Annotated in this window: 13 protein-coding genes; 1 reads left to right on the top strand and 12 read right to left on the bottom strand. The window is 37.2% G+C overall.

The features are described from left to right. Window positions 1-11 precede the first annotated feature (11 nt). Window positions 12-1007, bottom strand: coding sequence for a biotin--[acetyl-CoA-carboxylase] ligase (locus BUC45_RS09530; protein WP_296971898.1), 996 nt, complete (start codon window positions 1005-1007; stop codon window positions 12-14). A 219-nt stretch (window positions 1008-1226) separates the two neighbouring features. On the opposite strand from BUC45_RS09530, the gene BUC45_RS09525 reads away from it, so the two are divergent. Then, window positions 1227-2039: a hypothetical protein gene (locus BUC45_RS09525; RefSeq protein WP_296971897.1), complete on the top strand. Its 813-nt coding sequence runs from the start codon at window positions 1227-1229 to the stop codon at window positions 2037-2039. Window positions 2040-2237: 198 nt separating this feature from the next. On the opposite strand, the gene BUC45_RS09520 is transcribed toward BUC45_RS09525, so the two are convergent. The 11 genes from BUC45_RS09520 to BUC45_RS09470 form a co-directional block, all read right to left on the bottom strand. After that, the gene (locus BUC45_RS09520) at window positions 2238-2417 is read right to left on the bottom strand and encodes a hypothetical protein (protein WP_296971895.1); all 180 of its coding nucleotides are present in this window, start codon (window positions 2415-2417) and stop codon (window positions 2238-2240) included. Between the two features lie 125 nt (window positions 2418-2542). Next, window positions 2543-4366, bottom strand: coding sequence for a translational GTPase TypA (typA, locus tag BUC45_RS09515; protein ID WP_296971894.1), 1824 nt, complete (start codon window positions 4364-4366; stop codon window positions 2543-2545). A 24-nt stretch (window positions 4367-4390) separates the two neighbouring features. Continuing rightward, the gene (locus BUC45_RS09510) at window positions 4391-5287 is read right to left on the bottom strand and encodes an MBL fold metallo-hydrolase (protein WP_296971893.1); all 897 of its coding nucleotides are present in this window, start codon (window positions 5285-5287) and stop codon (window positions 4391-4393) included. A 180-nt stretch (window positions 5288-5467) separates the two neighbouring features. Next, entirely contained in the window at window positions 5468-5764 is a 297-nt protein-coding gene (locus BUC45_RS09505; protein WP_013778970.1) for a hypothetical protein, read from the bottom strand. 82 nt (window positions 5765-5846) lie between these two features. Further along, window positions 5847-8486 carry a cation-translocating P-type ATPase gene (locus BUC45_RS09500; protein WP_296971891.1) on the bottom strand — a complete coding sequence of 880 codons (2640 nt, stop codon included), beginning with the start codon at window positions 8484-8486 and terminating at the stop codon, window positions 5847-5849. Between the two features lie 100 nt (window positions 8487-8586). Then, window positions 8587-9276, bottom strand: a complete 690-nt coding sequence (locus tag BUC45_RS09495) for a heptaprenylglyceryl phosphate synthase (protein WP_296971889.1) — start codon at window positions 9274-9276, stop codon at window positions 8587-8589. A 410-nt stretch (window positions 9277-9686) separates the two neighbouring features. Further along, entirely contained in the window at window positions 9687-10493 is an 807-nt protein-coding gene (locus tag BUC45_RS09490) for a sugar phosphate isomerase/epimerase (RefSeq protein ID WP_296971887.1), read from the bottom strand. Window positions 10494-10535: 42 nt separating this feature from the next. Then, entirely contained in the window at window positions 10536-11723 is a 1188-nt protein-coding gene (locus tag BUC45_RS09485; protein ID WP_366750111.1) for a PLP-dependent aspartate aminotransferase family protein, read from the bottom strand. 337 nt (window positions 11724-12060) lie between these two features. Continuing rightward, the gene (locus BUC45_RS09480; RefSeq protein WP_296971883.1) at window positions 12061-13284 is read right to left on the bottom strand and encodes a dicarboxylate/amino acid:cation symporter; all 1224 of its coding nucleotides are present in this window, start codon (window positions 13282-13284) and stop codon (window positions 12061-12063) included. 589 nt (window positions 13285-13873) lie between these two features. Next, on the bottom strand, window positions 13874-14653 hold the full coding sequence (locus BUC45_RS09475) for an MTAP family purine nucleoside phosphorylase (RefSeq protein ID WP_296971880.1): 780 nt from the start codon (window positions 14651-14653) through the stop codon (window positions 13874-13876). 13 nt (window positions 14654-14666) lie between these two features. Next, a complete protein-coding gene (locus BUC45_RS09470; protein ID WP_296971878.1) occupies window positions 14667-15953 on the bottom strand; it encodes an amidohydrolase in 1287 nt (428 codons plus the stop codon). Window positions 15954-15975: the final 22 nt, after the last annotated feature.

The raw sequence follows: 15975 nt of genomic DNA, 5'->3' as shown, positions 1-15975 counted from the left end.
GTTTTATTCTTTTATCTCAGCGATACATCGCCACTTAACACGCGAACAACTTCACCGTTCTCAGTTCTGACCAACAAAGCTCCAAACTCGTCAATGTCAATGGCGGTTCCTTCAAAAACATCATTTTTGCCTGTAATGTTAACTTTTTTACCCAGATTGAAGCATAATGATCGCCATTTTTCAAATACTTCATGGAATCCTTCATTTTCAGCTTTTATATAATAATATTCAAGTTTTTTTAGTAAAGCTGATAGTAGTGCTAAGCGATTTATATTTTCTCCCTTTATTTGTTTTAAAGATGTGCCTATACCTTTTAATTCGTCGGGAAAGTCGTCATTATTTACATTTATTCCTACACCGATTATTACATAATTTATTGCATCCATTTCTGCACTCATTTCCGTAAGAATTCCACAGACCTTTTTCCCGTCCGTAAGTATATCATTAGGCCATTTTATTTTTGCATGAATTCCGGTTGTTTGTATAATTGCCTCAGCTACAGCCACAGCTGTCATAATAGTTAATTTTGGTGCATCCATGGGAACAAAATGCGGTCTCAAAATCACAGAAAACCAAAGACCTCCGTCAGGAGAATTCCACGCTCGCCCCATTCGCCCTCGTGCCTTATGTTGCTTTTCAGCTATTACAAGAGTTCCATCCGGAACCCCTTCCCGAGCCAATTTTTTTGCATCTTCATTGGTAGAACCGGTAATCGAATAATAGCAAATTTTGCTGCCTAAAACAGTCAAATCAGATTTTGACCATATCTCCTCAGGCAGTAGTAAATCAGGCGATTCGTCCAGACAATAGCCCAAACGCGGAGATGATTTTATTACATAACCGATGTCCCTTAAAGCATTTATCTGTTTCCATATGGCCGAACGAGTTATACCAAATTTCTTACTTATATCTTCACCAGAAAGATAAGTTCCCTTATTTGCCAGCAAAAGCATTAAAAGCTCATTTGGTTTTAACCTGTCAGAGTTTGACGAAATATTTTCGGGCAATATATACCAGCACCTTTCTGTCTTTATTTTTACATAGCAACCTGCATAAAACTTCAGCAAGATTAAAGCAGTATAAAGATTAAATCTTTGCTATCTTTACCACATTATTAATACCTTTCTACTTTTTTACTTGTTTTCCTTCAAAATTACATCGACTGATAAAACATTATTATGTTAACATAAATTATGTAAGTCGACTAATCAGAGGAGGACAAAAAATTGTTCAATAAGAAATATTTAGCTCTAATAATTGTTCTGTTATTAACTCAAGTTTTTTCGAGTTTTGCTCTGGCGGCAGATAACAGTATTTACTATAACATAGAAAATACGATATTTCCTTCGGGCATTATTTACTCAGATGTATCTTACACAAATGATTATTATTATACACAAAAAATCTACAAAGACTTTGACAGCGACGGCATATATGAAGTTGCAGTAATATTCTATGATACTTTCGGATATCAGCATTTAGAAATTTACAAAGTCCTAGGTCAGAAAATGATTCGAGTTTTTTCCGGTAAAGGTAATTCGATTAGAATAAGTGATAATAGTTTTTCAATAACTAATGTGGAATATGACGGCAGATATTTTTATGAAACTTACACTTATCAGTGGGGTAATGGTAAGTTCTTAAGGACCGGATATGCTAAAACTTACATTAAAGACGGATATATTGACTATAAAAAGCCAATTAAAGAGGAACCCATAAAAGTCATAAAAGACGCAAGAGTCCTCACGGTAAATTCACTCTTAAGAGCCAGAATGGACGGAAATTACGACCTTGCAACAAAATATATATCCAAAACTTATAGCAAAGAAATTAATTCTAAGGATATAAAGTCGATTATTCCTTACGGCAAAGTAACGGCTGTGGATATTTTTGAATCAAGCCGAGGAGATTGGGTGGTAGCAGTTATTAAAGACTCTTGGGGCAGGGATAGGGTATTTAAATTTGTTCCCATAGAGGAAAAAGATAAATATGGCAATTTCAAGGTTGAGCAGATCGTTGAAATACCAAGAGCTAATTAATAATATTAATTTATAAAAAAATACCTCCAAGTAGATAATCTAATTTTAATTAATTAGACTGTCTACTTTGGAAGTATCATATCAGTTTTCTAGCGGTTTTTTGACTCAATTTTTAATTTTATAAGTTCCGATTACAGGAACCCCAGTTTAATCTATCTTTTATCGGGCAATAGCTTTTAATAAATGCATGTAATTTCCTTACATTTTCTTTTCTTTAGGTTTTTTTTGTTGCTCTTTTGAACGATTGTTTCGAGTTAGTTCCTCGGATAATTCATAGTCTTCTTGCATATTATCATTTATTGATTCATCTTTAAGCTTTCCCTGCCCTACGATAAGCTTGTTTTTCGTTTTTTCCCTTTCAATCTTCTTCTTTGCCATGTGCATGCCTCCTTATCCTAAATTTGATGCTAAAGCTAGTATTTCCATTTTTTAAAAATAAATCCATACTTTAAGCAAAAAAAGAGTGCGCGAAACTATTTTTTAAGTAGTTTTGCGCAACTCCTTTATTTGTTCCTTCCCTTTATTTTCTGCCTGTCCTGACGTGAGAGTATGGATTTTCTCATACGAAGGCTTTTGGGTGTTACTTCAAGCAGTTCATCATCCTGAATAAATTCAAGGCACTTTTCTAAAGTCATTTCCTTCGGAGGAGTTAATCTCAAGGTTTCTTCGGCTGTTGATGAGCGCAAGTTAGTAATATGTTTTTTCTTACAAACATTAATGTCCAAATCTTCCGGCCTAGAATTTTCACCTACTATCATACCTTCATATACCTTTACCTGAGGACCAATGAACAATGTTCCTCTTTCCTGAGCATTGTAAAGGCCGTAGGTATTGCTCTCTCCTGTTTCAAACGCAACCAGTGACCCTCTATTTCTAGTAGGTATATCACCCTTGAACGGAGCAAAACCTGCAAAAACCGCATTTATAATTCCTTCTCCCTTCGTATCGGTGATAAATTCAGAACGATATCCTAATAATCCACGAGTAGGAATTTCAAATTCCAATCTTATGGAGTTCCCTCCAAGGTTCTCCATACTGACCAATTGACCATGACGCATACCCATTTTTTCCATGACAGTACCTAGGTAGACCTCTGGAATATCTATGACTACCGATTCAACTGGTTCCATTTTCTTTCCATTTATTTCCTTTATAATAACCATTGGTTTTGAAACCTGAAACTCAAACCCCTCTCGCCGCATGGTTTCTATCAGAACCGAAAGGTGCAATTCTCCTCGCCCGGAAACCTTAAATTTATCCGGACTGTCCGTTTCTTCTATTCTTAAGCTAACATTACTTTTAGCCTCTTTAAGTAATCTGTCTCTTAGATGTCTTGAAGTAATATATTCTCCTTCCTGGCCTGCAAACGGGCTGTCGTTTACACTGAAAATCATTGACAGTGTAGGCTCGTCAATACTGACATAAGGCACTGCTTCCGGATTATCTACATCTGCGATGGTTTCTCCAATCTCAATATCTTCGATACCTGTAACCGCTACTATATCGCCGACACTAGCCGAAACTGCAGCTTCTCTTTTCAAACCATCAAATTCAAAAAGATTGCTTACCTTGACCTTTGAAATCGTGCCGTCTTTTTTACATAATGCGTACTCATCGCCGGCCTTAATAGTCCCCCTGAACACTCTTCCTATAGCAACCCTGCCCACATAGTCGTCATAATCTAATGTAGTGATTAACACCTGTACCGGTGCTTGACTATCGCCGACAGGAGCAGGTATATAATTTACAATGGTATCAAATAAAGGCTTTAAATCATTGGAATCATCTTTAAGATTTGTTTTAGCAAAGCCTTCTCTGGCAGATGCATAGACTACTGGAAATTCTATTTGAGAATCATCGGCCCCTAAATCAATAAAAAGCTCAAGTATCTCATCAAGTACTTGGTCAATTCGAGCATCTTGTCTGTCGACTTTGTTGATTACTACAATGGCAGGTAAGTTTAATGCCAATGCCTTTTTTAAGACAAAGCGTGTCTGCGGCATAGGACCCTCAAAAGCATCGACTAATAAAAGCACCCCATCCACCATCTTCAACACCCGTTCAACCTCGCCGCCAAAATCCGCATGGCCGGGAGTATCGATAATGTTTATCTTTATCCCATTATAAGTCACAGCCGTATTCTTTGCCAGAATAGTTATACCACGCTCACGCTCCAAATCATTTGAATCCATTACACGGTCTTCAACCTTCTGATTCTGCCGGAATATACCGCTTTGCCTGAGCATACCGTCCACCAGCGTTGTTTTGCCGTGATCTACATGGGCTATTATGGCTATATTCCTGATATTATCTCTCTTGGTAATCATTATTATTGCATCTCCCCTAATAATTTAAGCATAGAAATACATCTTTCCATCTATTATATCCATATTTATAGACTGTTTTTCGAGAAGGAAGGTTAAAAAAGCACTAACTGAAGATATGGTTATAAAATATTGTGATGTATTCATCGGTATATCATACTTTTTTATTATAAGTTCTGTCAAGTCTTCCCTTGTTAATGGCTGAGCCAAGAAATCGACTATAATCTCAAGATTTTCTTTCACATTGTCAATATTCTTTTGGATAAGCGATTTTGGTTTCTCGGGAGGCTCATTACAGTGCGAAATTATATAGTAATCATAATCAGTTTCAAGTAAAAATTCCAATGTCTTTAAATGAGCGCCAACATCAAATAAAAATGGAAACGGATATTTTTCCATTTTATCCTCACTGAAAAATGCATCTCCACAGAAAAGTACATTGTCCTCGGTTGCCACTCCTATTTGCCCAAAGCTGTGGCCTTCCAAAGGCAGTATCTCAAATCTTTTATCTCCTAAGTCAATATAGTTTTCCGTTATCTCGATATCAACAGTCGTATCACGTGCTTTTAAAACTCGAGTAGAAAGTCCCGGCATCGGAGATGCCCCGTATAAAACAATTCCCTCCAAAATACTGTTTTCCATGAAAATTTTTTCTTTATGTGATGCTGCTACAAGTGAAGCAGGTTGGTTTTCTTTTATAAAATTATTTGCTCCAAAATGGTCCGGATGAGCATGTGTATTTACTATATATTTTACTTTTAGGCTGTTATCTTCTAATACTTCTAAAATTTTCCTGCCAGTTGTATTATCCAAACCTGTATCAACTAAAGTACATAAACCGTTTCTATATCGATATACACCCACATTTGTAGCACCTAAAATGTAGTAGGTGCGTCCCCTGAGTTTAATCAATTCCGTATTCATATTACTGCCTCCGATACAACAATAAACATTTAACTCGAACTACTATTCTATTATACATTTATTCGTGCAAGAAAATCAAGAAATGCTTATCAATGCCATATAGTAGTAATTACATGCAGAAACAGGATAGTAAAGCATACTATCCTGTTTTTTATAGACTAAGATTTATGTTTGATTCTACTAGCCTACCAATTCTTCATATTTCTTTTTCCAGTAATCATACCTGCCTCTCATTTCTTTAACGATTTTTATGTCAGCATCAGTGTAAAATCCTTCTTGAATGCGACCTTCATCGGCTTTAATCCCTTCTTCATAAGTATCAAGGGCTTTTTTAAACAGTTCTCTGGCAAAGGTCATACGCTCAACTTCATGAGGCCATTTTGAATCTTTATAATCTCTTATAAACACCTTTAAGATATTAAAAAGCATTTCACCATCAGTGTAAAGATTAATATTAAATTCGAGATTTTTAGACATTTTACAACCCCCTCGGCCAACGTTTTGCTTATATAATTCCACAAAAAACTGCAAACTCCTTCCTGGTTTCTAAGAGCAATATTTAAATTACTGCTCCCAAGCCGGCCAATCCTAAGACCAAGAGGAGTATATTTTCTTTAAGTGCCACTGTTTGAAATATAGGCTGAAAAAAAGGAATGTATATTACTGCAAAAAGCATTCCGGCAGATAATATAGTTGACAATGTCAAATAAATATTACTAAAGGGGTTATACCAATAAGTATCGGCTTTTTCACTTCTACATTCAAATACAAATAAGAGTTGGGACATAACTAAAGTGGCAAAGGCTGCCGTTCTCGCCATCTCAAGATTACTTTGACTATATATATTAGTAATGATAAACGCTGCTACTGTAACAAGACTTATAATGATACCTCTGTATATTATTTTTTTGCCAAGACCTTGAGAAAAAATATTCTCATTTTTTCCTCGAGGCTTGCGGTTCATTACATCCTTTTCCGGCGGGTCTATACCAAGAGCCATGGCAGGGAGTCCATCTGTTACAAGATTTACCCATAGTATTTGTATGGGTAGCAGCGGCAGCGGTAATCCAAGTATTGATATCCATACCATGGTAAGTATCTCTCCTACATTGCAGGAAAGAAGATACCTTATAAATTTTCGTATATTTTCATATATTACTCTGCCTTCCTCTACTGCTGCCACAATACTTGCAAAATTATCATCCATTAATATCATGGCCGAGGCCTCTTTGGTAACATCAGTACCGTTTATGCCCATAGAAATTCCAATATCAGCTTCTTTTACAGCCGGAGCATCATTGACACCGTCTCCGGTCATTGCCACTACATTCCCTTTCTTTTTTAAGGCTTTGACGATTCTAAGTTTGTGGCGAGGTGTAACTCGAGCAAAAACCGCTACATCATCAATTTGCTTTATAAGTTCATTTTCACTCATGTTGTCAATTTCTTGTCCGGTTATAATTTTGCTGTCTTTTGTTAACATACCTAATTCTCTGGCTATCGCCCAAGCCGTAGATTTATGGTCTCCAGTTATCATCACCGGTCGGATTCCGGATGAAAAACACTTTTGTACTGCTGAAATAGCCTCCGGTCTTGGTGGGTCTATAATACCCATCAACCCTAAAAATGTAAGATCCTTTTCAGGGTTTAAATCTTGTAAATTATTTATAGAAAGCTTTTTATAAGCAAAAGCCAACACTCTTAAGGCTTCACGCCCCATATCTTCATTAGCGGTTAAAATGTCCTTTTCATCTCTTTGGGTAATACAGCGAATTCCATCTTTGTCTTCTAAATTTTTACAAAGAGATAAAACTATATCAGGTGCACCTTTTGTAAAAAGAAAGATTTCACCTCTTCTGGATTTGACTATTACCGACATACGTTTTCTGTCTGAATCAAAAGGAATCTCTTTAATCCTTACATACTTTTGGTCTATATAATCTTTCTCAATTTTGGCCTTCAAGCCCGCTACCAAAATTGCAACTTCCGTAGGATCACCATAAGGCACAAGTTCTTCATCACCGCTAAAGGCAGAGAATATATTTTTGCTTTTTTCTCTGTTGATTCTTGCATTATTACAGGATACGCCTATTTCTAAAAGTTTTTTTACCTCTTTAGGCAAACTCTTTAAAAGCTTACCTTCTAGAGTTATAAACTCGCCTTCATTTGTGTATCCTGTGCCTGTAACCATAATCGTTTCTTTGCCAATATACATCTTTCTTACATTCATTCGGTTTTCCGTTAATGTCCCTGTCTTATCACTGCAGATTACCGTGGCGCAGCCTAATGTTTCAACTGCAGAAAGCCGCCTTATGATTACCTTTTTTTGTATCATTCTCTGAACCCCAAGGGTCAAAACCACCGTTACAATAGCGGGTAATCCTTCAGGTATGGCTGCAACCGCCAAACTTACACCAAAAAGAAACATGTCATATATTTCTTCACCTCGAATAACCCCCAATAGTGCAACTATTGCACATATAGCCAGGCAGAGGCTTACCAACTGCTTTCCTAAAAGGTCTAATCTTTTTTGAAGAGGGGTTTGCTCATCTTCTATGTCCCCCATCATACCGGCAATTTTACCCATCTGTGTATCCATACCTATTTTTTCCACTATCATTTTACCTCGGCCGGTCACAACCAAAGTTCCCATAAAAGCATAATCTTTTCTATGTATTTTGATTTGAGATTCATTCCCTGTTCCTGCCATTTTCTCAACGGGTACAGATTCCCCTGTCAAAAGAGATTCGTCGATTTTTAAATTTTCCGATACCAATATATTGCCATCTGCCGGTACCCGATCACCGCCTTCCAGAAGAACAATATCGCCGGGAACGACATCGCAAGCAGGTATTGTAAGTATTCTGCCATCTCTTATAACTTTTGCCGTAGGTGCCGCTAATTTATGTAACGCTTGAAGTGACCTTTCAGTCCTGTATTCCTGGACAAAGCCCAGTATGCCGTTTAGTATTACTATGGCGGAAATAGCTAAAGCATCCGCAATCTCCCCCAGATAAGCCGAAATTAAGGATGCACATAATAAAACGAGAATCATAAAGTCTTTGAACTGATTTATGAAAATTGTTATCGCCGAGACACCGCTAACTTGCTCCAACTGATTTTCCCCAAAGAGCTTCTTTTTAAGCGGTATTTCTCTACTGGATAGTCCTTTATAAGGATCTGTCTGGTACATATTCATAATATTCCCTCCACCAAGGTGCTTACATTTAAAAACATATGTTATAGGAAAAGGGAATATGTCTTAATATAAAAAAAGCAGCAAAGCTGCATATTCATTCTTATCTGGTGGCTTTCACGGTATCTTTTAAGTTTTTAATAGATTCTGTGTAAATCATGTTTCCAACTATAATAGTATCTGCCACCTTACCCATTGTTTCAGCCTTTTGAGCATTATCAATTCCTCCGCCGTAAAAAACTTTGGCTTTAGTTAAACCGCTTTTAATTTGCGATACCAATTCCGGCTCTCCAAATGTTCCACTATATTCCAAATAAATCAAAGGAAGCGAAAAAAGATTCTCACCACAACGAGCATATGCTAAAATATCTTGTTCACTTAAAGGATAGCGGGCCTCGGTCAGTTTAAAAGCCGCACATTCAGGATTTAATATTATGTAACCCTCAGGTAAAACCTCATCCCACTCCATAAGGTCTCCTGCCAGCTTTACCGCTTCTTTATGTGCACCTATAATCCATTTAGGATCACCGGCATTTAAAACAACGGGAATTAAATAACCATCAAATCCAAATGTTATAGACACTATTGTAGAGACTTCCAAAATTTTAGGCAGCTTATAAGGCTTTAAAAGTTTAAAAAGTTTTAGCACCTTTTCCCGGGTAATATTTTGCGTGCCACCTACTATGATTGCATCAGTGCCACTTGCTATAACCTGCTCTATTAGCCATTCATCCGCAGGCTTATCCGGGTCAAGTTTAACTACATGCCGCCAGTTTTTCCACTCCGGGAACATCTGCTGACCCTCTCCTTTTACTTATTATTTACAGCTGTAACTATTCATAGACCTGTCATTTTACCATAATACCTGCTGTCATGTTATTATATACTGCTGTCGTTCTGTCATATATCGCTGCCATTTTACTATATAACGCTGTTATTATACATATATTACTGTCATTCTGATCGCAGCGAAGAATCTTATTTAATCCTTACAAAGATCCTTCACTGCGTTTGGGATGACAAGTAGTTTTCGACCTCTGAATAGTAACTACAGCCTACAAAGCTGTCATAAGGAAGATTTTTTTAATATCTAAAGTTCTGTATTATGTATTATATTATAAGAAAGCATAATAGCACTGCTATCAATTGCATTTTTAGAAAATATTTTTTACATTATGATTTTATAGAAATATAATCCAAAATTTAACCGCTTGCCAAGCTTGAAATCCTTTTAAATCCCTTTAATAAGAACTCATTGGGGCCAGCATTTATCTCTTCTTCAGTCGGACACACTTCTAAAGTTAGATTTCCTGAGTAACTGTCTTTTGGAAATGATTCTAAAAACTTATTCCAATCGATAATTCCATTTCCAGGAAGCCAGTGCCTGTCCTTTTGACCGTCGTTATCAGAAATATGCAAGGCTATCAATCTATGACCAAAATCCTTCAATAAGGCTTCCTCGCCATTTAATCTTGCATGGGAACTGTCGTAGCAAAGGCCTAAGTAATCCGATTGTATTTCAGATAATACGAAGGGGATACCACCGGTTAGTTTTGTATTTTCCAGCGCAATTTTTATTTTATATTCTTCGGCTTTTTTTGTAAGGTATGATATGCTTTCAATGCCATACTTATTCAGTTTAGGAATTTCATTTTCCATGATATGCATTACCATAATTGGAATATCATGTTTTGCGCAATCTTCCAGCCAAATCATATGCTCTCTTAAAATCTTTTTGCGAGCCGACAAGTTTTCACTCCACAAGTCACTGGAATTAGTAAATGGAGCATGGATATTTTCCAATGTTAAACCGGATTCCCTTACCATCTTTGGCATTTCATCTTTTGATATGTTTGGGTGTCCCTGCTCATCTTCCCACCAAAGCGAAGTTGCGTCAAAACCGGCGCTTTTAATAAGCTTAAGCCTAGCTGGTAATGGCATTACAAATCCAAACCAGGAAAATATTCCTAATTTTACCTTTGCCGCATCTTCATATTTTTTATTTTTCATAAATCCATAGACCTCCGCCAAAATCGATATTTTTTAAGTTCTTTAGACTTTTAAGGCATTGTCCAAATCTTCGATAATATCCTTAACATTTTCAATCCCAACAGATAATCTAACCATACTATCTGTAAGGCCGAATTCCTGCAGCCTTGCTTTCGGATATCCGGCATGGGTCATAGCAGCCGGAAGTTCTATCAATGTTTCACAGTCGCCCAAACTTACTGCAATTTTAGCAAGCTTTACACTGTTTATAAATCGTTTTGCCGCTTTCAGGCCGCCTTTAACTTCAAAGCTCATTACAGCGCCAAACCCGTCCATTTGCCTTTTTGCAAGCTCATGGCCTCTAAAGTCGGCAAGGCCCGGATAAAAAACTTCTGCAATGCTATCGTGACTTTTCAAATACTCTGCAATCGCCATGGCATTGGCCTCATGCTGGCGCATCCTTAAGCCTAATGTTTTTAAACCCCTGAGCATCAGCCAAGCATTAAAAGGACTCATAACACCGCCGAATTCGCACATGTAGTCAAACTTCAGCTTTTTTATGTAATCAGCATCCTTTGATACCGCAACACCGCCAAGGGCATCGCCGTGACCGCAAATGTACTTGGTTGCGCTGTGAACTACCACATCAGCGCCGAAAGCAAGAGGCCTTTGGAAATAAGGTGTGGCAAAGGTATTATCCACAACAACTTTGACACCATAAGCCTTTGCTATCCTTACTATCTGTTGTATGTCGATGATGGCAAGATTCGGATTTGCCGGTGTTTCAAAATACAAAACCTTTGTATTTTTATCTATAGCCCCTTCAACTGCCTTTGGTTCAGTAAAATCTACACTTTTACAATCTATATGATATTTGGGAAGGAGCTTATGTGTTACAGTAAAACTGGAACCATACAGTGTCTTGTGTACTACCACATTATCTTTCGGTGAAAGCAAAGAAAACAAAACCGAGGATATAGCCGCCATCCCCGATGCGAATGCAACAGCATCCTCACCCTCTTCTAAAGCGGCCATTCTTTTCTCAAAAAGCTGTAATGTGGGATTATTGCCGCGGGTATATATAAAACCTTGCTTTTCAAAGTTCATGATATCTTCAGCATCTTTTACATCATCAAAAACATATGTAGAAGTCATAAATATTGGGGGGTTTAAAGCATTTTTAGGGTGGTTTTCCTCTGCTCCTCCATGTATTGAAAGGGTATCAAAACCGTAGTCTTTACCCAATGTTATTCCTCCAATAATAAATTTTTACCTATAATACAGTTCTTGGAAAACTGCTTAACAGCTTTCTTCCAATTAAAGCAAGAATCATCTGTTTCTATTTCTCAAACTAAATTGAGGCCTGTATTACAATCATAATTTTAACAAAGAAATCTTACTATTACAATCATATTGGGAAAGTTATTCATCGATTGAAACGAAGATAGAAAAACGAATGTCTTCTTTAGAGGAAACCCGTCTGAATATTTAAGTAACTATAAATAAAAAATGTTTAGATAACATAACAAGCTCTTGCAAAGTCAATTGCATCTTTTACCGATGTTTTTTAAATCCCAAAGATTTAAACTTAAATTGATTTTTGAGCAGGTTTTTGCAACTCTCCTTCAGTAGATGATACTAATACAGCACAGGCCATATCACCGGTTATGTTAATACAAGTTCTTGCCATATCGAGAATTCTGTCAATTCCGCCAATAAGAGCTATACCTTCTAAGGGAAGGCCTACCGATTGGAGAACCATTGTAAGCATGATAAGTCCTCCACCAGGAACTCCAGCAGTACCGATTGAAGCCAAAGTAGCTGTTAATACTATCGTCATCTGTTCAACAATTGTAAGGTCCATACCATAAACTTGAGCTACAAATAGTGCACATACTCCTTGGTATAAAGCCGTTCCATCCATATTTATTGTAGCTCCTAAGGGAAGCACAAAACTGCCTATGGATTTCGGAACCCCTAAATTATCCTCTGCACATTTCATAGTAACAGGCAGTGTTCCTGAGCTGGAACTTGTAGTAAAAGCAAGCATCATCGCAGGAGCCGCACCTTTAAAAAACGTAGCAGGGCTCATCTTTGCAGAAATATAAACTGTACCGGAATAAACTACAATAGCATGGATGAAACAGCTAAGATAAACCGCAATTATAACCTTCAATAGCGGGAGTAGTGCTGATACTCCATGTTCTGTTATGACAGGAGTAATTAGGCCGAAAACCCCGATAGGTGCAAATTCCATTATTATGGCCACTATCTTATAACATACTTCTGCCATGCTATCAAAAAAAGCAAGGAATGGTTTACCCTTATCACCCACCAAAGTAATCGCAACTCCCAAAAATATAGCAAAAACAATAATTTGAAGCATATTAGCATTAGCCATAGCTTGGATGGGGTTTGTTGGGATGATATTTAGCAACGTATCTACCATAGAAGGAATTTCCTTGGCTTCGGCTGTTGCATCCAAAGGAATACTTAAGCCAAAACCTGGGTTTAAAACATTAGCAAGAAATAACCCCAACATAACAGCCAGAGCAGTAGTAATTAAATAATAAGTCAAAGTTTTGATACCAATTCTGCCAAGCTTTCCAACATCACCAGTGCTAGCACTTCCTACTACTAATGAAGATAAGACTAAAGGGACTATAATCATTTTGATGAGATTTAAAAACAAAGTCCCCAAGGGTTTAATATATGTTGTTGCAACCGCTGGTGACGATTGAAGCATAAGACCTGCCAGCACACCTAACAGCAATCCAATAAAAATCCTTACAGACAAACTAACTTTTTTCACAAAGATCCCCCCTTATATTTTTTTAGATTTTCGCATACCAAGGGCGAACTTCTTTTTAACTGCTAAATATGTTTGATATAAATCAAAAATAGATATTGGAATATATTTGGATTGTTTTGGTTAGATATAAATTCAGTTGCAAGTTTCTCCTTTTCAATCCGATCAATTCTATACCCTTTTTGATAATGTAAAAATTAAACTGTATCATAACAAAGTGCTTTATTTATAAGGTATAAAGCCAGTAAATTCAAAGCACCTCCTTTTTTAAATTTTCTGATATCGCTAGAGCTCCTATTAGCCTTACAATAGAAAAAATACCCGATTTTCTTTCCTGGATTAATCTCAATATCATCCTTTAAACAATATGGCTTGACTTTGGTATATTGATATTGACCGAAAACTTATTCAAGTTGAGCAGCTAAGCTGATTGAGGTCGTTTTCCCCGGACTTAACATTATAAGCTTTTCCGTATACCCCCCACCCCTATAATATAATTTTATGATTATTTTTATACCATCATTCTTAATTACTTTGGCTTTTCGCATATTACCAATCCTAATACCTCAAAAAACAGCTTAGCCAAGGGCGGTCATAATTTTAATAAAGAAGCCTTGCAATTGCAATTATCCTGAGAAAGTTCTTGACCTGTTAATGCAAGCATAAAAGTTTCAGTAATAAGCTGCTTATTTTTTTCCACTATGTCCGTAATATCGTGGTCTATGACTGCACCCTTAATACCTGTGCACCAATTAGTAATTATTCCTAGTGCCTGGTAACACATGCCCAGTTCCTTGGCAAGCACCACTTCGGGTACATTAGTCATGCCGACTACATCTGCCCCCAGCATTTTATACATTTTTATTTCACTGGCTGTTTCAAACCTTGGACCCTCTGTACATACATAAACAGCATCACCCTTTATTTCAAGGCCTGTCTTTTGTGCACTATTTAAGAATTTCTCTCGTAAATTCCGGCAATAGGGAGCATCCATAGCTACATGTGCAACACCAGTTTCACTGCCTTCATAAAATGTTAGGGGGCGAGTTTTTGTAAAATCCATAAAATCTTTTAACATTACTACATCACCGGGCGCAAAGTTTTCATTACAAGACCCAACGGCGCCGGTGGCATATATGTACTTTACGCCTAAATTCTTTAAAGCCTTCATGTTGGCTCTGTAATTTATTAAGTGCGGAGGCGTTGAGTGACCTTTGCCATGTCGTGCCAAAAAAGCAATCTCTGTGCCATTGCTTGTCTTTACAATATCAACAATGACCGAACCATATTCAGTTTTGATTTTTTGTTGAGAGGATTTACCGATTTCATATACACCCGTTCCACCTATGATGGCTTTTTCTACTTTCACCACTTCCTACTTCCCCCTAAGATTCAATTAATTTTCGAGAGCACTCAGCAGTTTTATACATAGCCTTCTCAACATCTATGGTCTTTAACTCATAGTTTTCCATCAATATATTTCCATCGACTATAACCGTATGAACATCGGAGCCTTGAGCCGAATAACAGATAGCTGAAAGAGGATTGTGTAGCGGGCAAAGATGAGGTTTATTTAAATCAATCAGTATTATATCTGCCTTTTTACCAACCTTAATGCTTCCCAGTTCCTTCTCTACACCTAAAGCCTTAGCACCATTGATTGTAGCCATTTTAATTACAGCTTCTGCCGGAACCGATGTGGCATCGCTGTTTACACATTTGTTTATAATAGACGCCAAATGCATTTCTTCAAACATATTAAGATTATTGTTGGACGATGCGCCATCTGTACCTAATGCTACATTTACATTGGCTTTTAGCATTTTCTCTATTGGCGCAAATCCACTAGCAAGTTTTAAGTTGCTTGTAGGGTTATGTGCCACGCTAACTTTGCAGTTTGCAAGAATTTCAATATCATTATCATTAACATGGACACAATGTGCAGCAATGGTAGGTCTTTCAAAAATTCCCAAATCATAAACATGCTTAATTGGAGTCTTTCCCCACTTTTCGATACTTTCGTCTACCTCTTTTTGGGTTTCAGAAAGATGTATATGTATGCCTATACTTAGCTCATCCGAAAGAGCTCTCACTTTTTCGAGGTAGCGGGGACTGCAGGTATACGGAGCATGTGGACCGGCAAATATTTTAATCCTGCCTTCTTTTTCATGATATTTTTGATAGAGTTCACGAGTTTCCTCAAGGTGAGCTTCTTTGCCTTCCTCTTCATCTGTTAATCCCCTTGCAATATAGGCCCTGATGCCAGTATCTAAAACAACTTTTATCGTCTCTTCCGCAAAGAAATACATATCAAGGAATCCAGTTACACCGCTTTTTATGAGCTCAGCAATCCCCAGAGTCGACCCCCAGTAAACAGCCTCGGCAGTTAACTTTTCTTCCAATGGCCATATCTTTTTTGTAAGCCAATCCCATAATGGCATATCATCTGCATAATTTCTGAAAAGATTCATCGATAGATGTGTATGTGTGTTGATAAGGCCTGGCATGGCCAGCATATTAGTTGCGTCAATAACCCTTTGAGCATCGAAATCAGCTTTAACCTCGCCAATTTGCACAATCCTTGAACCTTCTATACCTATATCAGCTTTTTTTACTACTGCCTTTTCACCCTCAAAAACCAAAACTTGAGCGTTTTTTATAAGTATTTTCAATGCTTTTACCTCCTCGTATAAT

Source organism: Tepidanaerobacter sp. EBM-38, from assembly GCA_001896545.1.
Taxonomy (GTDB): Bacteria; Bacillota; Thermosediminibacteria; order Thermosediminibacterales; family Tepidanaerobacteraceae; genus Tepidanaerobacter.
This window is presented reverse-complemented; position numbering and strand designations above follow the sequence as displayed.